Source organism: Ruegeria sp. AF1, assembly GCF_056542125.1.
Window position 1 is genome coordinate 1 of the sequence record NZ_JBQFZG010000005.1, and the last position, 22,095, is coordinate 22,095.

Genomic DNA, 22,095 nt, shown 5'->3' on the forward strand with positions numbered 1-22,095 from the left:
GAACCTCCGCAAACTTGCAAAGCTCAGACCAATCTCGGCGTGAAGAGCCGAGCAGGAAGACTTCAGCCGCTATTTCCGCCGCGCTTACACATCGACTTTTTCAACAGCATCCGGACAATGCAGCCGTTTGATCTATCGCTATTGGGCGGCTCGAAACATCGGAAACAGGGGTGGGGCTTGGTCGGCTTTGATTAGACCAATCTCTTGAAAACCATAGCGCTTATACAGCGATAGATTTGTAGGGTTTGTCGACTCTAAGTAAGCAGGTCTTCCATCTTCGTCACAGCGTTTGAGGCAGCATTCAAGCAAGGCGGACCCCAACCCTTTTCCTTGGCGAAATGGATCGACCGCAATAAAAGCTAAATGCCAGCAGTCCTCATCCGGATGATAATTGTCCATCTGCCCGAAGGTTTCGAACAACGCATTATGCTTTTCTGGTGAGACCGTCTGCTCAAAACAGGCGACAAGCCGTTCTTCATCGGGGTAAATGCCTGGCGGAAGCCAAAGTGCGCCAGCGGTGAAATCATCGTTTCGAAACGCGCTGCCCTGTTCAAATGCACGCCCTCCAAAGAAGTCCATTACTCGCGGGAAGTGGGTAAGGAAATCGGCAGGTTCAGGATACAGCCAACGCATGAATGGGTCCGCAGAAAATCCAAGAGCAAGTCCGCTTAACAAACTTTCTGCTTCACTTCGGGTTGATGATCTAAACATGGAATTACCTTTGGTCGTTCCACCTCGATTTTCAAGTTTTAGCATGAGGGCCGCAAACACTTGTTGTCAAATGCGCAATTTATTTTCCTGCTTAAGCAACGAAGGATGACTGCTCCGGGCTCGAACCTGACATTGAAGTGCCGGTGATCTTGGAGTCACTGGCACATGGTTGCCTTTCACTGCGCGGGATGTGTCGGCAGGTTCGGCATCGCCACCCAGCCCGGCAATTCATCCGGCGCGACCGAGACATGCAGGCGTTCCGACTGGTCCCGCCCGACCTTGCGGTGTTTGCGCAGCAGAAATATCTTGCCCCAGCCGCGCCAGGTTCCAACCGATTGCGCATGGGCATCCGTCGGGAAACGGGTGCGCCAGCCTTCGGGCATCGGCAGCCCGTGCATCTCGGCCTTGTCCAGCATCCAGATCAACGAGATATTGCTGAGCGGCCGGGCCTCTTCATAGCCGTTCAGCTGGCCGCCGATATCGCCGTGGGTGCCACGGAACCAGACCTGTTCCACATGACCTTTGAAATCGGGCTTGCATCGCCATAGAACCGGCTCGAACACCTCGCGCGTTTCGTCGAGGGCCAGCGCGTGATAGCCATGCAGAGTGGCCGGGCCCAGCTGGTGGTTGTGAAAGGCATGGCGATCCTCGGCCCAGCGCCACAGCAGCGGCAGGCGCAGGCCCAGCGCCTTGACCGTATCCCAGACTCCGACCATCTCGATCTTGACATTGTCATGGCAGAACTTGCGGCGGAAATCGCGGGCGGCGGTGCCGCTGACATTGCATTCATAATGGCGGTAGGCTTGCAGAATGTTCCGCTCGGTCGCGTGTTCGGCCTTGAGCAGGCCGATCATGTCGATCACCCCGGCAAGGCTGCGCACGCCGTAGGCCCCACGGGAATAACCGATGAAATAAATCCGGTCACCGGGCTTGTAGCGGGACGCCAGATAGCCATAAGCGCGGCGTATCTGGCGGTTGATGCCCCGGCCCATCATCACGTCCATGGTGGATTTCCAGCTTTCCCACTGCACACCCGCCTCGTAGAACACCGACACCTTGCTGCCCATTTCGCAACACAGGCGATAGGTCTGACCGGCATGGGTTTCGAACCCCGGTTCGAGGGTGGACATGGTGCCATCAAGGATAATGACGTGGCTGATCGGCTCGCGGTGCCGCGTTTCGGCGGAGTGCTCGGACCGCAAGGGCCGCCCGAGCCATCCCAGAACCTTCCTACTGAGCCGCGACAGTTCCATGCGTCAGCAATTCCCAAACTTTGTGAGGTGTGAAAGGCATATCCGCCTGCCGCACCCCGTGATCCCAGAGCGCGTCCTGAACCGCGTTCGCCACAGCGGCCAGAGCGCCCACCGTGCCGGCCTCGCCGCATCCTTTCATCCCCATCGGGTTGGAAGTTGACGGCACCGGCGCCGAGGTAAACTTTATCATGGGTACGTCCACCGCGCGGGGCAAGGCGTAATCCATAAACGATGCCGTGAGCAGCTGTCCGTGATCATCATGCACCACATGTTCCGACAGCGCCTGCCCGATGCCCTGAACCACCCCGCCATGCACCTGCCCTTCGGCCAGCATCGGGTTGATAAGATTTCCGAAATCATCAACCACGGTGTAGCGGTCCACACGGGTTTCGCCGGTGAAGGAATCGATCACGACCTCGGCAACATGCGCGCCGTTGGGATAGCTGCGGGCATCCAGTTGTGCGCGGGACTCATGCGTCAGCAAGTCCACGCGCCCGTCGGCGCGGGCCATGGCCGCGGCTTCGGTCAGGGTCGGCGTCAGGTTCGAGCCCGGCGCGCGGAATGTTTCATGGTCAAATCGCACATCACTGTCCTCGACCCCCATCTTATCGGCCAGATAAGGCGTGAATGCGGCGATCATTTTGTCAATGGTGGCAAGGGTCGCGGTACTTTGCACCGTCACTGAGCGTGAGCCACCAGTTCCGCCGCCATGGCCAAGCCGGTCGGTATCCCCCTGAATGACGGTGATCCTGTCCATCGGAACGCCGGTCTGATCGGACAGGAACTGGGCATAAACCGTCTCGTGCCCCTGCCCGTTCGATTGTGTGCCGACATAAAGGTTCACCGTGCCATCCTCGCAAAACTCGACCTTCGAGTTCTCGGAAGGGTCCCCCAAAATACTTTCGATATAGTAACAAAGACCCTGCCCCCGGATCAGACCGCGTTCGGCATCGGCGGCCTTGCGGGCCTCGAACCCGCTGGTCTGGCTGGCCGCACGGCGCAGGACCATGTCGAAATCGCCGACATCATAGGTTTCACCCGTAGCAGAGGTGTATGGGAAGTGGCCGGGTTTGATGAAGTTTCTGCGCCGCAACTCCCACGGGTTAACGCCCAGTTCGCGCGCGGCGCGGTCCATCACGCGTTCCAGCACATAGATCGCCTCGGGACGTCCGGCACCGCGATAGGCGTCAACCTGTGTTGTCGTGGTATAGAACCCCTCGACCCGGAGATAGGTGGTCTGAACGTCATAGACCCCCATCAGCACCTTGCTGAACAGGCTTGTCTGGATCGCCTGCGCGAAATGGCTGTTATAGGCACCAAGGTTGACTTTGCTGTGAACGCGGTAGGCGGTGATCCGGTGGTCGGCATCAAAGGCCAGCTCGGCCAGCGAGGTCAGATCGCGGCCGTGGTGATCGGACAGCATTGCCTCGGACCGGTCGGACATCCAGTGCACGGGCTGGCCCAGTTTCATCGCGGCCACGGCCACGCAGAAATATTCGGGATATGGCATCACCTTCATGCCAAACCCGCCCCCCACATCCGGGGTGGTGACACGGATCGCATCCGCATTGAGTTTCAGCTTTTGCGCCAGCTGTGCCTTCATCGCCCAGACACCCTGCCCGCCATAGGAAAAATGCAGACGCCCGCCAGACCAATTGGCCTGACAGCCTCGCGGCTCGAGCGAGCTGATGATGACGCGGTTGTCGTGCACGTTCAGCGAGACGGTATGGGCGGCGGCCTGAAAGGCGGCTTTGGTCGCGGCTTCATCACCCAAGCCCCAGTCAAACGCGCGATTGTCCGGCGCTTGCGGGTGCAGGGCCTCACCCCCCGCGTTCACGTCCAGCTTGGCGGGGCGTTCCCGGATGTCCATCCAGATCAGCTCGACCGCGTCCTGCGCCTGAACCAGCGTATCAGCGATGACAACGGCCACGGGTTCGCCCACAAAGCGCACGCGGTCCCTGGCCAGCATATGCCGATCCGGCGCGGCAGAGCCGGTCCCGTCGCGGTTGGTCAAGGTTGCGGCATTCATCACCGTGTCGATGCCCGAGGCGGCAAGATCGTCCAGTGTCATGACCAGCCGCACCCCGTCGGCATCCCGCGCGGATTCAAGATCCAGCGCAGTGATATCGCCGTGGGCCACAGGGCTGCGGAAGAAAGCGGCAAACAACGCATTGCCGGGCACGACATCGTCCATATAGCGCCCCTGCCCGGTCAGGAACCTCTGATCCTCGGTCCGTTTGACCGGCTGGCTTTTGCCGAATTTTTCCATGGGATGCTCCTGTCACTGCCTTGATGGCGACACTAGCCCTGCGCTCGCTTATGTCCAGCGCCTTGCATGCTTATGTCCAGCGCCTTGCATGAAAGCGTGTGGCGACACCGATGTCGTAAACAGGATTGCAGGAGCGGCAGAGGGATTCGTAGGCTGTTTGAAAATGCAGCCTGCCGGAGGTCCTCCATGCCCGAACCCATTTCCCTGTCACAGGGCCGTCTGGACGCCCCATCGATCGACGCGTATTGGCAAGACGGGTTTGCCTTTCCCATCACAGTCTTTTCGCCGGATGAGACCGCACAGTTTCGGGCCGAGCTGGAGCAGATCGAGAAGACATGGCGTGTGGCCGACCTTCCGCTGCCGCTGAACATGTACAAGCGCCTGAACGCCCATGTGGTGATGCCGCTGGTCGCCCGTATCGCACTGGACCCCAGAGTTCTGGACGTCGTCGAAGGAATACTGGGGCCGGACTTGCTGCTGTGGTCTGCGGAACTGTTCATCAAAGAGCCACGCACGACTCAGGTGGTGGGAATGCATCAGGACCTGACCTATTGGGGGATGGGCGAAACACCGGATCAGATGACCGCATGGATCGCATTGTCGCCTGCCACAATTGCAAGCGGCTGCATGGACTTTGTCAGGGGCAGCCACAAAAACCCGATCCTGCCCCATAACGACACGTTTTCAGACAACAACCTGCTGTCGCGCGGGCAGGAGGTGGCTGTCGATGTGGCAGACGAGGACAAAACGCATATCGAATTGCAGCCGGGTCAAATGTCGCTGCACCATGGCCTCACAATCCATGGCTCGGGACCCAATATGTCGGACGATCGGCGGATCGGGCTGGCGATCCGGTATCTGAACCCGAACGCGCAGCAAAAAGTGGCGGACCGCGATTACGCGGTCTTGGCGCGCGGCGAAGACCGGGTGGGCAATTTCATCCTCATCGAACCACCGACCGAATTGTTTTCGCCGCCAGCCTTGGCGCTTCATGCCCGCATTCGAGAGGATCAGGCCAAGGCGATGACACAAGGCGCGGTGCAAAGCACGCACCTGTACGGAAACGAGGCGACCGGCACGGGGTGACATCGGCAATCGTCGCCGCGCAGGGCCTTCCCCTTCCCGTCTCCATTCGCTATTGCAGGCGCTGACCCGAATTTGTTGACGCAGGACGCATCCCATGGCGATGGAAAAGACATTCAACGCGGCCGAGGCCGAGGCCCGTATCTATGAGGCCTGGGAACAGGCCGGAGCCTTCAAGGCAGGCGCGAACCGTTCGCGCGAGGAAAGCTTTTGCATCATGCTGCCACCGCCCAACGTGACCGGCGCGCTGCATGTGGGACATGCCTTTAACCATACACTGATGGATATTCTGATCCGCTGGCACCGGATGCGCGGGTTCGACACTCTGTGGCAACCTGGTCAGGACCACGCCGGCATCGCCACGCAGATGCAGGTTGAAAAGAAACTGATGGCCGAAGAGGGCAAGAAGCGCACCGACTACGCGCGTGAGGAGTTTCTGGCCAAGGTCTGGGATTGGAAGGGGCAATACGGCCGCAAGATTATCGAACAGATGACGCGGTTGGGGAATTCCTGCGACTGGTCACGCAATGCCTTTACCATGGCGGGCGCGCCAGGTGACCCACGCACCGGGCACGAAAACTCACCCAACTTCCATGATGCCGTTATCAAGGTCTTTGTCGACATGTACGAAAAGGGCCTGATCTATCGCGGCAAGCGACTGGTCAACTGGGACCCGCATTTCGAGACGGCGATTTCGGACCTTGAGGTCGAGAATATTGAAACGCCGGGCCACATGTGGCACTTCAAGTACCCCTTGGCGGGCGGCGAGACATATGAGTATTTGGAAAAAGATGAAGATGGGAATGTGATCTTCCGCGAGGAGCGGGATTATATTTCCATTGCAACCACGCGGCCCGAAACCATGCTGGGCGACGGTGCTGTGGCCGTGCATCCGTCGGATGAGCGCTACGCGCCGATCGTCGGCAAACTGTGCGAAATCCCGGTTGGCCCGAAAGAGCATCGCCGCCAGATCCCGATCATCACCGATGAGTATCCCGATCCCGATTTCGGCTCGGGCGCGGTGAAGATCACCGGCGCGCATGACTTCAACGACAACATGGTGGCCAAGCGCGGCGGCATTCCAATGTACCGCCTGATGGACACCAAGGGCGCGATGCGGGCCGATGGCGCGCCTTACGCCGAGGAGGCGGGCAAGGCGCAGGAATACGCGCGCGGCAAAGCGTTCACCGAGAATGAGATCGACGCGATCAACCTGATCCCGGATCACCTGCGCGGACTGGACCGGTTCGAGGCGCGTGTGAAGGTGGTCGAGGAAATCACTGCTGACGGTCTGGCCGTGATGACCCGCGCGGATGATCCGCGTCTGGGCACCAAACTGGGCGAGGATGACGACCCGGCGGCTCTGGTGCCTTTGGTCGAGAGCAAGCCGATCATGCAGCCCTTCGGCGACCGCTCCAAGGTCGTGATCGAACCGATGTTCACCGACCAGTGGTTCGTCGACGCCGAAAAGGTCGTCGGCCCCGCGCTGGACGCGGTCAGGGACGGCACGGTCAAGATCATCCCCGAGTCGGGCGAGAAAACCTATTACCACTGGCTGGAGAACATCGAGCCCTGGTGCATCTCGCGCCAGCTGTGGTGGGGGCATCAGATTCCCGTCTGGTATGGGCCACGTGTAGTCGATATTTCCGATGAAGATGTAAATGGTTGGGAGTACGACTACCTCAACCCAGTACATTTCTGTGCGCCGACGCTCGACGAAGCTAAGTCAAAGGCGATGGAGTATTACTACGCAAACGCTGGACCAGATGCTAAATGGGTTGGCGAAGCTGAAGACGCTGGCCATGCTCACGACATTGGCGACGAATCCGGATACATGCTTCCCGTTGCGTTGTGGCGCGATCCCGACGTCCTCGACACCTGGTTCTCCTCCGGCCTCTGGCCCATCGGCACGCTGGGCTGGCCCGAGGATACCGACGAGATGCGCCGCTATTTCCCGACCAGCGTTTTGGTCACCGGCGCGGATATCCTGTTCTTCTGGGTCGCCAGGATGATGATGATGCAGCTGGCCGTGGTGAACGAGGTTCCGTTCCACACCGTCTACCTGCACTCGCTCGTCCGCGACGAGAAGGGCAAGAAGATGTCCAAGACCACCGGCAACGTCATTGACCCGCTGGAGATCGTGGACGAGTTCGGTGCCGACGCGCTGCGGTTCACCAACGCCTCGATGGCGGCAATTGGCGGCGTGCTGAAACTGTCGCGCGAACGCATCACCGGCTATCGCAACTTCGGCACCAAGCTTTGGAACGCCGTCCGCTTTGCCGAGATGAACGAGGTCTTTACCGACGCCGTGCCGCAACTGGACGTTAGCGAGTTGAAGCCCAAAGCCGCCGTCAACCGTTGGATCATCGGCGAAACCGCCCGCGTGCGGGCCGAGGTCGACGCGGCGCTGGAAAGCTATCGCTTCAACGATGCGGCAAACGGGCTTTATGCCTTTGTCTGGGGCAAGGTCTGCGACTGGTATGTGGAACTGTCGAAACCCTTGCTACAAGGCGACGACGCCGAAGCACAGGCCGAGACCCGCGCCACCATGCGCTGGGTTCTGGATCAGTGCATGGTCCTGCTGCACCCGATCATGCCCTTCATCACCGAAGAGCTGTGGGGCCTGACCGGCAATCGCGCGAAAATGGTCGTCCACGCCGACTGGCCGACCTACGGCAAGGAACTGGTCGACGCCGATGCGGATCGTGAGATGAACTGGGTGATCTCGGTAATCGAAAACACCCGCTCGGCCCGTGCGCAGATGCGGGTACCTGCGGGTTTCTACGTGCCGATGCTGGTGACCGAGATCGACGCCAACGGCCAAGCCGCATGGGACCGAAACGAGGCGCTGATCAAGCGTCTGGCCCGGATCGACAGCCTGACCAAGGCCGATGAGCTGCCCAAAGGCACGATCTCCATCGCGGCCCCCGGTGCGAGCTTCGGCCTGCCGTTGGCGGATATCATCGACATCGGCGCGGAAAAGGAGCGGCTGGAGAAAGCCAAGGGCAAGCTGGCCAAGGAACTGGGTGGCTTGCGCGGGCGTCTGAACAACCCCAAATTCGTGGCCTCGGCCCCGGACGAGGTGGTTGAGGAAGCCAAAGCCAACCTCGCCGCCCGCGAGGAAGAAGAAGCCAAGCTGAACGAGGCACTGGCCCGTCTGGCCGAGATCGCCTGATCTTCATCTTTTCAAAACACTCATACCCCAAACCCCGCCGCTGATCCGGCGGGGTTTTCTTTTGCGTGTTCAGACCTTGCCCGCCCCTGCCGCCGCTTGTTAGCAATCACCAACCCCAACCGCCCGAGGCTGTCATGACCCAGTTTGCCCCACCGCTCCAGACAGTCTCGACCGGGCTGGTTGTCGCCATTGTCGGGTTCTTCAGTTCCTTTCCTATCGTGTTGCAGGGGCTGGCCGCGATGGACGCGTCTCCGGCGCAGGCGGCCTCGGGTCTGATGATGGCGGCCATCGCAATGGGACTGACCGCCATTGTGCTGAGCCTGTGGTACCGGCAACCGATCAGCGTCGCCTGGTCGACACCGGGGGCGGCGCTGCTGGCGGTGTCCGCGACGCCGGCGCTGGGGTTTTCCGAGGCAACAGGTGCGTTCCTGTGTGCTGGGGCGCTGACGGTGCTGGCCGGGCTCTGGCGGCCATTGGGGCGGCTGGCGGCCGCCATTCCAACGACTTTGGCACAGGCCATGCTGGGGGGCGTTCTGCTGCCGCTTTGCATTCTGCCCTTTCAGGCCGCAGTCGAATTGCCCGCGCAAGCCCTGCCGGTGATCCTGACATGGTTCATCGCAGGCCGGGTCAACCGGCTGTTCGCCGTTCCGGCGGCCGTTGCCGCCGCCGCGCTGGTTGTGGTACTGAACGCAGGCGACACCTCGGTGACCCCGGCGCGATGGCTGGCGGCACCGGTCTGGACCATGCCCGGTTTCTCGCTGGCCTCGACCATCGGAATCGCCATCCCGCTGTTCATCGTCACGATGGCGACCCAGAACATTCCCGGCATCGCGGTGATGCGCAGCTTTGGCTATACCCCGGCTCCGGGCAGGCTGTTTTCGTCGGTGGGTGGGGCGAGCCTGTTATCGGCTCCGTTTGGTGCGCCTGCCACCTGCCTTGCTGCGATCACCGCTGCGATGTGTTCCAACGAAGACAGCCACCCCGATCCCGCGCAACGGTACTGGTCGGCCATCATGGGTGGGGTGTTCTATGGTGTATTCGGCATCTTTGCCGTGGCGATTACCGGCTTTGCATCCCATGCCGATCCGCTGTTGATGGGGACATTGACCGGTGTCGCCCTGATCGGCGTGCTGGCCAATTCGATTTTCGCAGCACTTGAGGTTCCGGCCGAGCGTGAGGCCGCGATGCTGACCTTTGCGATCACCGCATCGGGTATCTCGGTCTTTGGGCTGGGCGCCGCGGTCTGGGGGTTGCTGGTCGGTGGGCTGGCCCATCTGGTGAGCAACAGAATCCGGTAGCCGCTTTCGCATCCCGCCCTTGCCGGGATTAATCGCCCCTTGGTTGGTTCGGCAGAACGTAAGGCCGTGATGACGGAAAACGCCGATTTTGAGATGCGTTACAACATGGCCCGCGATGCTCGGCGGCTTTCATGCGGTGATCACTTGAACTCGGGCTTGCGGCCCTGCATCTGCGCCATCACGACCTCCATCTGATGCGGCTTGCCGATCAGCTCAACCTGCTCGGCGGATTCCGCCTTGAGAACATCCGCGCGGGGCTGGGTTTCGGCCACTTCGATCAGCCGCTTGGCGGCACGGATGGCCGAGGGGCTTTGACCGGCGATGTTCTCGGCAATGGCCAGAGCTTCGGTCAGCGGATCATCTGAAAGCTGCGTGACCAGCCCCCAATCCATCGCCTGCTGCGCACCGATAGGCCGGGCCGTGTAGGTCAGCAGACGCAGAACGTCCGAACGCACAAGCCGGGGCAACAGAACCATGCCACCCATATCGGGGATGATACCCCATTTCATCTCCATCACCGCCAGTTTCGCCTCAGGGTGCGCAATACGGATATCCGCGCCCAGCGCAATTTGCAGGCCACCACCATAGGCGACGCCCTGAATGGCGCAGATCACCGGCACCGGTACGCGACGCCAGATCAGGGCCAGCTCCTGCATCTCGTTGGCATCCTCATGGCTGCGGGTCATCAGCCATTCGGTGGGATCCATATGGGCCATCTTTGCAAAGCTCGCCATGTCGAGCCCAGCGCAGAAGCTTTTCCCCTCGCCCGACAAAACCACGGCGCGGGCGTCCGAGGCGGCGACCTCTTGCCCGGCAGAGAGCAATGCCTTGACCATCGCGTCATCCAGCGCATTCATCTTGTCACCTCTGGTCAGGGTGACATGGGCAACATGGTCTTGATAGGTGACGGATACACGTGACATGGGGGACCTCCCGAAATTCAGTTGCGGCGACCATGCCCGGACGGGACGCCGAATTCCACTGCGACGTCAGGGCAGATCGCTAACAGGCATCCGCCCGAACCAGGGGGAATCGAGCGTCATGACATAGAACTGATCGCCCACGATCCGGCCCCCTGTCGTGATGCCAATACGGCCTTGAGGGTCTTGAAGCGTGCGCAGGATCGTGCCTTCACCATCAAACTGCACCAGCATACCCCGATGGATCGGTGCCGGGCGTACAGCCGGACCCAGCCGCCAGACCACCTTGCGCAGGAAGGGGTACGGCATCAGTGCCTCGGACGGGACACGCGGGCTGGCGAAGGCCATCCAGTAGGTGCCATCACCTTGTGCTTCGAGATTGTCGGGATAGCCGGGCAGGTTGTGCAGCAAGACCTCTTGCTGACCGGCTTTGGGCCCGCTGAGCCACAGCTTGTGTACCCGTGCGCGACCGGTCTCGGCGATCAGCAGGAAATCTGCGTCAGGTGAGAGCGCAATGCCATTGGTATAGACGAACCCAGTGGCAATCTTTTCGGTGCGGCCATCGGGTGTGTGACGGGCGACATAGCCTGTATCGGATTGTTCCCAGATGGTCAGGACCGAAGTCGGCTTGGTCCCGCCCATGGTTTCGGGATCGAACCGGTCGGAAGAGTTCGAAAAATAGATCGTGCCGTCCTGCGCCACGTCCAGTTGGTTTGCATAGACCACGGGTGCACCGTCGATATCGGCCACCACGGATTCAAGCTTGCCCGGCCCAGTCCAGCGCATCACGCCGCGAAAGCTGTCGGCAATGTAAAGCGCGCCATCCGGTCCGGCCCTGAGACCCAGAGGACGCCCACCGAGTTGGTCGGCCACAACAGGGTCGGCCCCGTCAATGCGATAGAGCGTGCCAGACCGGCTGGTCGTATAGACCGCGCCGTCGGGCAGGATGGCGATGTCTTCGGGGCCGGTTTCCCCATCGGGCAAGTGGATCAGCTGCGCGGCGTCCAGCACGGTGTTCTCGGCGAAATCCCCTGTGAAACCGGCATCTTCCGGCATCTCAACGGCGACGGGGATAACGGGAACGGGCCAGAACAGAAGATAGGCAAGGCCCAGAAGAACAATGGCAGACAGTATGCGCATTTGCGCTCCTTACTTGTGTTTCAATACGTTCTGACGCGCGGGATGATGTGCGCGCTTGCCCGAAGCTCGGGCTTGAGGTTATCTGCAGGCATGACAGGACCACGATACACCCCGCTTGCCCAATCCCTGCCCGCCACCGTGCCCTTTGTGGGCCCCGAAACGCAAGAGCGTCAGCGCGGCGCGGCGTTCATTGCCCGTCTTGGCGCCAACGAGAGCGTGTTTGGCCCCTCGCCCCACGCGATCCGGGCCATGGAGCAGGCCGCGTCTGATATCTGGATGTATGGTGATCCCGAGAACCACGATCTGCGCCATGCTTTGGCCGAGTATCATGGGGTAACCTCCGAAAATATCGTTGTGGGCGAAGGGATTGACGGGCTTCTGGGTTATCTTGTGCGTCTGATTGTAGGGCCCGGGGATGCGGTTGTGACCTCGGACGGGGCGTATCCCACCTTTAATTATCATGTCGCCGGGTTCGGTGGCGTTTTGCACAAGGTTCCCTATGCCGGGGATCACGAAGATCCGGCGGCCCTGTTTGCGAAGGCGGCCGAGGTGGGTGCAAAGCTGGTCTATCTGGCCAATCCGGACAATCCGATGGGCAGCTGGCATTCCGGCGCGGATATCGTAGCGGCGATGGACGCCCTGCCCGACGGGTGCCTGCTGATTCTGGATGAGGCTTATGTGGAATGCGCGCCAGTTGGGACAGCGGCACCCGTCAGCGCAGACGACCCCCGCGTGATCCGGATGCGGACATTTTCCAAGGTCTATGGCATGGCGGGCGCACGGGTTGGCTATGCCATGGGAGCGCCCGACCTGATTGCAGCCTTCAACAAGGTGCGCAACCATTTCGGCATGAACCGCGCGGCACAGGCCGGGGCGCTGGCCGCGTTGCAGGATGGTGCATGGCTGGAGCACATTCAGGCACAGATCGCAGAGGCGCGTGAGCGGATAGGAACGATTGCCCGCGAAAACGGGTTGGAGCCGCTGCCCTCGGCCACCAATTTCGTGACGATTGATTGCGGGCGGGATGGGGATTTTGCCCGAGCGGTTCTGGAGGCTCTGGTTGCGCGGGGCCTGTTTGTCCGGATGCCATTTGCAACGCCCCAGAACAGGTGCATCCGGGTAAGCTGTGGTGAAACAGCAGATCTGGATGCTTTCGCGGCCGCCTTGCCCAAGGCGCTAGCGGAAGTGCGGGCAAAGACGGACTAGCGCTGGTCTGTCTTGCCATCGGGTCAAAGGGGGGCTGTCTGCCCCCCATCGCGCAATGCGCGATTCCCCCCGAGGATATTTTTGGCCAGATGAAGGGGCGGATCAGCGCTGTTCGTCTGAAGTGTATCAGGCGGCCAGGACGGCAGCGGCGGCCTCGAGCGCGCCTTTGCCACGGGGGATATCAAGCGCGGCCATGGCCGTTTCCATACCGCCCAGCATCGCCATCACCATTTGCCCGTTGACATGGCCCATATGCCCGAGGCGGAAACAGCTGTCGTAATCCTCCATCCCGAGGCCAATGCCCAGTGTCAGGCCCAGCTGATGTTCAGTGAACGCGCGCAGGGCCGTGCCGCGCCCCCCGTTCAGGCGCAGGGCGGTAACGGCATGGCTGCGGTGGGCGCGGTCGGCAACGTTCAGATGCAGCGCGCCGCCTTCGGCCCATGTTTCGCAGGCCGCCCAAATGGCAGTAGCCAGACGTTCATGGCGGGCCCAGACCTGTTCGATCCCTTCCGCATGGATCAGGTCGAGCGCGGCGCGCAGACCATAGAGGTGATGCGTCGGCGCGGTACCGTCGAAATACTGGTAGAACAGGTCGGGATTGGCGCGCGGCTGCCAGTCCCAATATCGCGAAACACGCGGCATGGCGGCCCGCTTGGCCTGTGCTTTGTCGTTGAAAAAGACAAAGCCTGTGCCTGCGGGGGTCATCAGGCCTTTCTGGCAAGCGGTGACCGTGACATCGACGCCCCATTCATCCATCTCGAACCGGTCGCATCCCAGCGAGGCGATGCAATCGGCCATCAACAGCGCCGGGTGGTCCAGATCGTTGAGCAGTTTGCGCAGTGCCGGGATATCGTTGCGGATCGAGCTTGATGTGTCCACATGAACCGCGAGAACGGCCTTGATCTGGTGGCTTTTATCCGCGCGCAAAGCGTCGGCAATTCGGTCGAGATCCCAGGCGGATGAGGTGCCGAAATCGATCAGCTGCACCTTTGCCCCGATGCCTTCGGCCATCTCGGCCCAGCCATGGGTGAACCGGCCCGAGGCAGGAGCCAGAACGGTTTCGCCGGGGGCGATCACGTTTGACAGAGCGGCCTCCCACGTGCCGTGACCATTGGCAATATAGATGGCAACGTCATGGCCTGTGCGTGCAACCCGACGCAGGTCACGGGTCAGGGCGGGCATCATGTCGATGAGCGCGCCATCGTAGATATTGGGCGACGGACGATGCATCGCCTGCAGGACCGCGTCCGGCATCACCGACGGGCCCGGGATTGCCAAATAAGTTCGCCCCTGAGAGAGGGCAGATGTCTGTGTCATGGGGTCAACCTGTCTAAGTTGACGCCCACATTACTGAGGGGCTTCGCGGCGTCAATCCGCCAGCTTCGACGCCTCGCGCGCAAGTGTTTCGATCCCGGCCCAGTCACCGCTTTCGACCATCTGCTTGGGCGCGACCCAGCTGCCACCGGCGCAGACCACGTTGGACAGGGACAGGTAGTCGCGGGCGTTGGACATCGACACCCCGCCTGTCGGGCAAAAGCTGATCTGCGGCAGGGGCGCGCCGATTGCCTTGAGTGCGGGCGCGCCGCCCGAGGCCTCGGCCGGGAAGAATTTCAGCATGTCATAGCCTTTTTCCAGCAATGCCATCGCTTCGCTGGCCGTGGCCGCACCGGGCAGCAACGGCAGGCCCTCGGCCTCGCACGCCGCAAGGAGCGCGTCGGTTGCGCCCGGAGAGACGCCAAACTGCGCGCCCGCCTCTTTAGCGGCGCGGACGTCTTCGGGTGTGACCAGCGTACCTGCGCCGACCACGCCGCCGGGCACCTTGGCCATCGCGCGGATCGCGTCGAGCGCGGCGGGCGTGCGCAAGGTGACCTCGAGCGCTGGCAGACCGCCTGCGACCAATGCCTCTGCCAGCGGGCGGGCCTGCGCGACGTCATCGACGACCAGAACCGGAACGATCGGGGCCAGTGCGCAGATCTCGCGGGTACGTTGGGATTTGGACATGAGATTAAACTCCGAAAATGCTGGCACCGGTGTCGGCCGAGCCGACATTCTGGCGGAACGTACCAAAAAGATCGCGCCCTGCACCGTGTTGATTGGCGGACAGGTCGGCTGTGACGGGCGCGCGGTCCAGCACACCAGCGGTGAGGATTTCCAGATCACCCCTGACCGCATCGACGCGCAGGATGTCACCATCCTGAAGGTATGCAATGGGGCCACGGTCGAGCGCTTCGGGGACAACATGGATGGCGGCGGGCACCTTGCCGGAAGCGCCAGACATGCGGCCATCGGTAACCAGCGCCACTTTCTGGCCCCGGCCCTGCAAGATCGACAGCATGGGCGTCAGTGAGTGCAGTTCCGGCATCCCGTTGGCCTTGGGACCCTGGAAGCGCACGACGACGATGACGTCACCGGTAAACTCGCCCGCCTTGAAGGCTGCCTTGACCGCGTCCTGGTCGTGGAAAACGCGGACCGGAGCCTCGACCACCTGATGTTCGGGGGCGACGGCCGAGACCTTCATGACGGCTGTGCCCAGATTGCCGGTCAGGCGCGACAGGCCGCCAGTGGGCTGGAACGGGTCGCGGGCAGGACGGACGATCTTGTCATTCAGGCTGTGGCCAGCGCCGTCTTGCCAGGTCAGCTCACCATCGATTAGCTTGGGCTCGCGCGTGTAATTGTGCAGGCCCTGACCGGCGACGGTCAGCGTATCGGGGTGCAGCAAGCCTTCTTCGAGCAACGTGCCGATCGTGAACCCAAGCCCGCCTGCGGCGTGGAAGTGGTTCACGTCGGCCAGACCGTTGGGATAGACCCGTGCGACCAGCGGGACCACGGCGGAGATATCCGAGAAATCCTGCCAATCCAGCACGATGCCCCCGGCGCGCGCCATGGCGATCAGGTGGATCAGCAGATTGGTCGAGCCTCCGGTCGCCATCAGGCCGACGATACCGTTCACAAAGGCCCGTTCGTCGAGCACCTGATAAACCGGGGTATAGCTGTTTCCCAGCGCGCTGAGCGACAGGGCGCGGCGCGCGCCCTCTTGTGTCAGCGCGTCGCGCAAGGGCGTGTTGGGATTGACGAAGCTGGAGCCCGGAAGGTGCAGGCCCATGAACTCCATCAGCATCTGGTTGGTATTGGCGGTGCCGTAGAAAGTGCAGGTGCCGGGGCCGTGATAGGCGGCCATTTCGGCGGCCATCAGTTCGTCGCGCCCGACCTCTCCGGCAGCGAATTTCTGGCGAACCTTGGCCTTTTCGTCATTGGGCAGACCGCTGGTCATTGGCCCTGCGGGCAGGAACACGGCAGGCAGATGCCCGAACGCCTGCGCGCCGATGATCAGACCGGGGACAATCTTGTCGCAGACGCCGAGGAAGACTGCCGCGTCATAGGTGTTGTGGCTGAGCGCAATGCCAGTTGCCAGAGCAATCACGTCGCGTGAAAACAGCGACAATTCCATCCCTGCTTCACCTTGGGTGACACCGTCGCACATGGCTGGCACGCCACCTGCGACCTGAGCAGTACCTCCGGCGGCGCGGATCGCATCGCGGATCAGGGCGGGGTACCTTTCAAAGGGCTGATGGGCGGACAGCATGTCGTTATAGGCGGTGACGATGCCCAGATTGCCCGCCGTGCCGGTGGCCATGGATTGCTGGTCTTCACCCGCACCCGCATAGGCATGGGCCTGACCACTACAGGACAGGTGCGCACGGGCGGGACCTTTGGATCTGGCCTGTTCCATCCGGTCGATATGGGGGCCGCGCAGATCGGCGCTGCGGTCGATGATCCGTTTGGTGACGTCGGAAATGACAGAGTGAACCATGATTACCCTCCGATCTGACGCCAGCGACGCCCATCACGATGCATCAGCATCAGTGCTTCTTCGGGGCCTGAACTGCCCTGATCGTACTTGGCGGGTTTGTCCCCGCGCTGTTCCCAGCCGTGAATGATGGGATCGACCCAGGCCCAGGCGGCCTCGGCCTCGTCCCCGCGCATGAAAAGGGTCTGATCGCCCCGGATGACATCCATGATCAGGCGTTCATATGCGTCCGGGGATTGCGAGTCATCACCCAGCGCGTCGGCAAAGCTCATGTCCAGAGCAACATCGGACAGGCGGAACCCGCCCTGCCCCGGTTCCTTTATCGTCGTGCGCAGGGTGATGCCTTCGTCTGGTTGCAGGCGGATCACCAGCACGTTGCCGTGCAACGGGCCAACATTGGGAAAGATCGTGTGTGGCGGGTCGCGGAAGAACACCGCGATTTCAGAGGCACGTGCGCGCAGGCGTTTGCCTGTGCGCAGGTAGAACGGCACCCCGGCCCACCGCCAGTTGCCGATATGGACCTTGAGCGCAATGAAGCTTTCGGTGCGGCTGGCGGGGTTGCCAACGTGATCAAGGTATCCGTCACCGCCCTTGCCCGTGCGATATTGACCACGGGCGATATCCCTGGGTTCGACCGGTTCCAGCGCCTCGATCACCTTGACCTTCTCGTCACGCACCGCGTTGGGAGAGAACTTTGACGGAGGTTCCATCGCGGTTAGGCACAGCAACTGCACCAGATGGTTCTGGATCATGTCCCGCATCGCGCCGGATTGATCGTAATAGGCCCCGCGCCCTTCGACCCCGACGGTTTCCGCCACGGTGATCTGCACATGGTCGACATGGGTCGAATTCCAAAGCGGCTCGAACAGGGAATTCGCAAAGCGCAGCGCCATCAGGTTCTGCACGGTTTCCTTGCCCAAATAATGGTCGATCCGATAAATCTGGTGTTCCTTGAAACACGCCCGCAAGCCTTCGTTTAGCGCCCTGGCCGAGGCAAGGTCATGACCGAAAGGCTTTTCAACAACGATGCGACTGTCCGGCGTGGCCAGACCGGCGTCATGCAGGCGCTGCGCAATGCCCGAAAACAGGCTGGGACCCACCGACAGGTAAAAGGCCCGCACCACGTCGGGGCGCAGCAGCTTGGACAGATCGGACCATCCGGCATCGCCCAGTGCATCCACCGGCACGTATTCAACATGAGACAGGAACCGGTCCAGCGTGTCCTTTTTGAACTTTGGTGCGAATTCCTGCATCGATGCGCGGACCTGATCGCGAAATTCGTCGCTGTCGATATCCGAGCGCGCCGTGCCGATGATCCGCGCCCCATCGGGCATCTGGCCGACCTCGAACCGATGGTACAAGCCCGGCAAGATCTTACGTTGCGCCAGATCCCCGGTCGCGCCGAACAACACAAGATCGAACGGCTCTACCGGAATTACGCGTGAAACCATCACAGGCTCCTTCTCGAGTTTGCCGATATCAGTTCAGCACGGCATGAAACGGCTCTGCGGCACACTGTTACCGCTAACATTGCCTGCGTGATAGAAAGCCTGCGCGAAAAAATCAAGCATAGTTTCCCCAAAAAGCGAGGTTTTGAGGGCTATACCTGACTGCGCAGCCATTCCATCACGGCCGGACGTACGGATTGTTCGCCGCGATGGCGCGCGTCGGCGATGATTTTTCGCACCTCCATCAGGTCGCACCGCAGCAACAGGCTTTTGACCGGACCAATCGACGCCGGGCGCATAGACAGGGTGCGAATACCCATGGCCGCAAGGCACAGCGCCTCGACCGGACGGCCCGCATCCTCGCCACAGAAACTGAGCGGAGTGTCCGAAAGCCCGCAGCGTTCGACAATGCGTTCCATCAGGCTCAGGAAACTGACATTCAACGTGTCATAGCGGCGGCGGACCAGTTCATTTTCGCGGTCAGCGGCAAAAAAGAACTGCTTGAGGTCATTCCCACCGATCGAGATGAAATCGACCTCGTCAAAGAACTTTTGCGGCGCAAAGGCCAGTGAAGGGGTTTCCAGCATCGCGCCGACTTCAAGCGTTTCGGGCAGAACGTGGCCCAGTCGCTTTTCGCGTTCGATGGTTTTGTTCACTTCCCAGCGGGCTTCGCGATATTCCTCGGCCTGCGCGACAAAGGGGAACATGACGGTCAGCGGGCGACCATTGGCGGCGCGCAGAAGGGCCTGCAACTGCATCCGCATCACGCCGCGTTTGTCCAGACCGACACGAATGGCGCGCCAACCCAGGGCCGGGTTGGGTTCGGCCACGTGTTTCATATAGGGCAGTACCTTGTCCGACCCGATATCGAGCGTGCGGAACACCACCCTTTTGTCGCCCGCGGCATCCAGAACCCGCTGGTACTGAGTGACCAGCTCGGACCGTTTGGGCATCTTATTGCGGATCAGGAATTGCAGCTCGGTTCGGAACAGGCCAACACCCTCGGCACCTGAAGTTCCCAGCGATGGCAGGTCGGCCATCAGACCCGCGTTCATCACCAGATTGATGCGCGTTCCGTCGCGAGTGACACAGGGGGTTTCGCGGATCGAGGCATAGCGTTCCTGTGCCTTGGCCTGCATCGCGATTTTGTCGCGGAAGGCGCTGACCACGCTGTCTTCCGGACGCAGGTGAACAACGCCCTGATCGCCATCCACCAGCACGTGGTCGCCGTTCAGCGCTTCGGTCGTGATCCGGCCCACATGGACCACCAGAGGGATCGCCAGCGCACGGGCCACAATGGTAGCGTGACTGCCGACTGAACCTTCTTCGAGGATGATCCCCTTCAGCGCCCGACCGTATTCCAACAGGTCGCCGGGGCCGATATTGCGTGCGACCAAAATCGGGTCGGGTGGCAGATCGGCGCTGTCGGTTTTTCCCTGCCCGGTCAGAATGCGCAGCAAACGGTTGCTGAGATCGTCAAGATCCGCCAGCCGTTCGCGCAGATAGGGATCAGACACCTGCCCCATCCGGGCGCGCGCTTGGGATTGTTCTTTCTCGACCGCGGCTTCGGCGCTGAGCCCTAGGGCAATGTCCTCTTCCATCCGGCGCATCCAGCCTTTGGAATTGGCAAACATCCGGTAGGCTTCCAGCACCTTGAGCTGTTCGGTATCACCATCCCGGGAAATTTCGAGCATCTTGTCGACACCGACGCGCAGCTCTTCCACTGCCTCATTCAGACGTTCGCGTTCCCGGTGCGGGTCTTCGGCAATCGGATTGGTGACGACCACGCGGGGTTCATGCAGCCAGACATGGCCTTCGGCGGAACCTTCCTGCGCCGGGCCGCCGCGCAACAGGACCGATTGCTGGTGCCGTGGCGACAGGGCCGCGCCTTCGCCGACAAAGGCACCCAGTTCGGCCATTTCGGCCAGCACCATGGCCACCACTTCCAGCGCATAAATCTCGTCAGCGGAAAATTCACGCGCTTTGCGGGACTGGACAACCAGAACACCCAGCTTTTCCCCAAGGCGCTGCACCGGCACGCCGAGAAAGGACGAAAACCGCTCTTCCCCGGTTTCCGGCATATACCGGAACCCTTTTTCAGACGGCGCGTCCGGGGTGTTGACCACCTTGCCGGTCTTGGCGACCCGGCCCACCAGCCCCTCGCCCATGCGCATCCGGGTCTGGTGTACCGATTCCGGCGCAAGCCCTTGGGTCGCACAGAGTTCCAGGGTCTCTTCATCGCGGAACAGATATATCGAGCACACTTCGCTGCGCATGCTGTCGGCGATCAGATGAGTGATCTGATCAAGACGCTCCTGCCCAGCGGCTTCGCTGGCCATCGCCTCGCGCAACCGCCCCAGCAGCTTGCGGGATTCTGTTTCCGTGCCGTCTGCCATGGCCCAACCAATTCAGTGTGTCAGGCGAAACCCTTGGCCGATCAGCTCAGGCCGCCTTGTCCAGTTCAAAGGCATCATGCAGTGCCTGAACGGCAAGTTCCATGTATTTCCTGTCGATAAGAACGGAAATTTTGATCTCGGAGGTTGTGATGACCTTGATGTTGATCCCCTCATCCGAGAGTACCTTGAACATTTTGGCCGCAACACCCGATTGCGAGCGCATACCGATTCCCACCACCGAAACCTTGCAGACACCGGTATCGGCGACCAGTTCGGCATAGTTGAGCTCGCCCTTGTCCTTGATCGCCAGCAGCGCTTTTTCGGCACGGACCACCTGATCGGTGGGGCACGAGAAGGTCATGTCCGTGCGTCCCTCGTCCGAGATGTTCTGCACGATCATGTCGACATTGACGCCCTCATCGCTGAGCGCGGTGAAGATGGTCGAGGCGATACCGGGACGGTCCGCCACCGAAACGACGGTCATCTTGGCCTCGTCACGGGAATAGGCCACACCGGCCACAACATTGGATTCCATGATATCCTCCTCGTCAACGACCAGCGTACCGGCCTCGTCGGATTGTTCTTCGAAACTTGAAAGAACGCGCAGTTTCACCTTGTAGCGCATTGCCAGCTCGACCGAGCGAGTCTGCAGCACCTTGGCGCCCAGCGACGCCAGTTCGAGCATTTCCTCGAACGAGATCCTGTGCAGCTTGCGCGCCTTTTCGCAGATGCGCGGATCGGTGGTATAGACACCATCCACGTCGGTATAGATGTCGCAGCGTTCCGCACCAAACGCCGCGGCAAAAGCCACGGCAGTAGTGTCCGAGCCACCCCGGCCCAGCGTGGTGATGCGGCCTTCGGGGCTGAGCCCCTGAAACCCGGCCACAACGGCCACTTTCATGCCTTCGCCGAATTTCTGGTTGATGTTCGTGGTCGGGATGTCTTCGATCCGCGCCTGGCTATGCGCACTGGTTGTCAGCAGCGGCACTTGCCAGCCCTGCCAGCTGCGCGCCGGAACATCCATTTCCTGCAATGTCAGAGCCATCAGGCCAGCGGTGACGTTTTCGCCCGAAGATACAACAGCATCGTATTCGCGTGCATCAAACAGCGGCGAGGTCTCGTTCACCCAGCCCACCAGCTCGTTGGTCTTGCCCGACATGGCCGAGACGATGACGATCACGTCATAGCCCTTGGCAACTTCGACACCAACACGCTTGGCAGCGCGGCGGATGCGGTCCAGGTTGGCGACCGAAGTGCCGCCGAATTTCATAACGAGTACGGGCATGGGGGCAAATGTCTCCGCGCCTTGGATTAGAGGTCCCGAGCCTCATAAGCGAGGGGCACCCCAAGAGCAAGAGCGCAAACAGGACCCGCCTGTGGCACAGGGC

The 22,095-nt window shown here is 61.3% G+C and carries 15 protein-coding genes; 4 read left to right on the forward strand and 11 right to left on the reverse strand.

All coding sequences use genetic code 11. The features are described 5' to 3' along the window. Positions 1–138: 138 nt before the first annotated feature. From ACR0BK_RS09380 to ACR0BK_RS09390, 3 genes are all read right to left on the reverse strand, one after another. Positions 139–756 carry a GNAT family N-acetyltransferase gene (locus ACR0BK_RS09380; protein ID WP_480554436.1) on the reverse strand — a complete coding sequence of 206 codons (618 nt, stop codon included), beginning with the start codon at positions 754–756 and terminating at the stop codon, positions 139–141. 131 nt (positions 757–887) lie between these two features. Next, positions 888–1,964 carry a DUF2235 domain-containing protein gene (locus tag ACR0BK_RS09385; protein WP_480554438.1) on the reverse strand — a complete coding sequence of 359 codons (1,077 nt, stop codon included), beginning with the start codon at positions 1,962–1,964 and terminating at the stop codon, positions 888–890. Next, the gene (locus tag ACR0BK_RS09390; protein WP_480554439.1) at positions 1,942–4,233 is read right to left on the reverse strand and encodes a xanthine dehydrogenase family protein molybdopterin-binding subunit; all 2,292 of its coding nucleotides are present in this window, start codon (positions 4,231–4,233) and stop codon (positions 1,942–1,944) included. The genes ACR0BK_RS09385 and ACR0BK_RS09390 overlap by 23 nt, the downstream gene beginning before the upstream one ends. 186 nt (positions 4,234–4,419) lie before the next feature. On the opposite strand from ACR0BK_RS09390, the gene ACR0BK_RS09395 reads away from it, so the two are divergent. The 3 genes from ACR0BK_RS09395 to ACR0BK_RS09405 all read left to right on the forward strand — a co-directional run bounded on the left by ACR0BK_RS09395 (position 4,420) and on the right by ACR0BK_RS09405 (position 9,789). Continuing rightward, complete coding sequence (locus ACR0BK_RS09395) at positions 4,420–5,319, forward strand: phytanoyl-CoA dioxygenase family protein (protein WP_480554440.1); 900 nt, start codon at positions 4,420–4,422, stop codon at positions 5,317–5,319. A 94-nt stretch (positions 5,320–5,413) separates the two neighbouring features. After that, entirely contained in the window at positions 5,414–8,491 is a 3,078-nt protein-coding gene (locus ACR0BK_RS09400; protein ID WP_480554442.1) for a valine--tRNA ligase, read from the forward strand. Between the two features lie 134 nt (positions 8,492–8,625). Continuing rightward, a complete protein-coding gene (locus ACR0BK_RS09405; RefSeq protein ID WP_480554443.1) occupies positions 8,626–9,789 on the forward strand; it encodes a benzoate/H(+) symporter BenE family transporter in 1,164 nt (387 codons plus the stop codon). Positions 9,790–9,929: 140 nt separating this feature from the next. Here ACR0BK_RS09405 and ACR0BK_RS09410 read toward each other — a convergent pair whose 3' ends face one another. Both ACR0BK_RS09410 and ACR0BK_RS09415 read right to left on the reverse strand, forming a co-directional pair. Then, positions 9,930–10,712, reverse strand: a complete 783-nt coding sequence (locus tag ACR0BK_RS09410; RefSeq protein WP_209505660.1) for a crotonase/enoyl-CoA hydratase family protein — start codon at positions 10,710–10,712, stop codon at positions 9,930–9,932. A 66-nt stretch (positions 10,713–10,778) separates the two neighbouring features. After that, positions 10,779–11,849, reverse strand: coding sequence for an SMP-30/gluconolactonase/LRE family protein (locus ACR0BK_RS09415; protein ID WP_480554444.1), 1,071 nt, complete (start codon positions 11,847–11,849; stop codon positions 10,779–10,781). Between the two features lie 90 nt (positions 11,850–11,939). On the opposite strand from ACR0BK_RS09415, the gene ACR0BK_RS09420 reads away from it, so the two are divergent. Then, on the forward strand, positions 11,940–13,055 hold the full coding sequence (locus ACR0BK_RS09420; protein ID WP_480554445.1) for a pyridoxal phosphate-dependent aminotransferase: 1,116 nt from the start codon (positions 11,940–11,942) through the stop codon (positions 13,053–13,055). A 126-nt stretch (positions 13,056–13,181) separates the two neighbouring features. Here the strand turns inward: ACR0BK_RS09420 and ACR0BK_RS09425 are convergent, their stop codons facing one another. The 6 genes from ACR0BK_RS09425 to ACR0BK_RS09450 form a co-directional block, all read right to left on the reverse strand. After that, complete coding sequence (locus ACR0BK_RS09425; protein WP_480554446.1) at positions 13,182–14,372, reverse strand: pyridoxal-phosphate-dependent aminotransferase family protein; 1,191 nt, start codon at positions 14,370–14,372, stop codon at positions 13,182–13,184. Positions 14,373–14,423: 51 nt separating this feature from the next. Beyond that, positions 14,424–15,056: a bifunctional 4-hydroxy-2-oxoglutarate aldolase/2-dehydro-3-deoxy-phosphogluconate aldolase gene (locus ACR0BK_RS09430; protein WP_480554448.1), complete on the reverse strand. Its 633-nt coding sequence runs from the start codon at positions 15,054–15,056 to the stop codon at positions 14,424–14,426. 4 nt (positions 15,057–15,060) lie between these two features. Continuing rightward, positions 15,061–16,866 carry a phosphogluconate dehydratase gene (gene edd, locus ACR0BK_RS09435; RefSeq protein WP_480554450.1) on the reverse strand — a complete coding sequence of 602 codons (1,806 nt, stop codon included), beginning with the start codon at positions 16,864–16,866 and terminating at the stop codon, positions 15,061–15,063. Between the two features lie 2 nt (positions 16,867–16,868). After that, the gene (gene zwf, locus ACR0BK_RS09440; RefSeq protein WP_480473668.1) at positions 16,869–18,314 is read right to left on the reverse strand and encodes a glucose-6-phosphate dehydrogenase; all 1,446 of its coding nucleotides are present in this window, start codon (positions 18,312–18,314) and stop codon (positions 16,869–16,871) included. A 149-nt stretch (positions 18,315–18,463) separates the two neighbouring features. Beyond that, on the reverse strand, positions 18,464–20,707 hold the full coding sequence (gene ptsP / locus ACR0BK_RS09445; RefSeq protein ID WP_480473669.1) for a phosphoenolpyruvate--protein phosphotransferase: 2,244 nt from the start codon (positions 20,705–20,707) through the stop codon (positions 18,464–18,466). A 46-nt stretch (positions 20,708–20,753) separates the two neighbouring features. After that, positions 20,754–21,992, reverse strand: a complete 1,239-nt coding sequence (locus ACR0BK_RS09450; RefSeq protein ID WP_480473670.1) for an aspartate kinase — start codon at positions 21,990–21,992, stop codon at positions 20,754–20,756. Positions 21,993–22,095 lie beyond the last annotated feature (103 nt).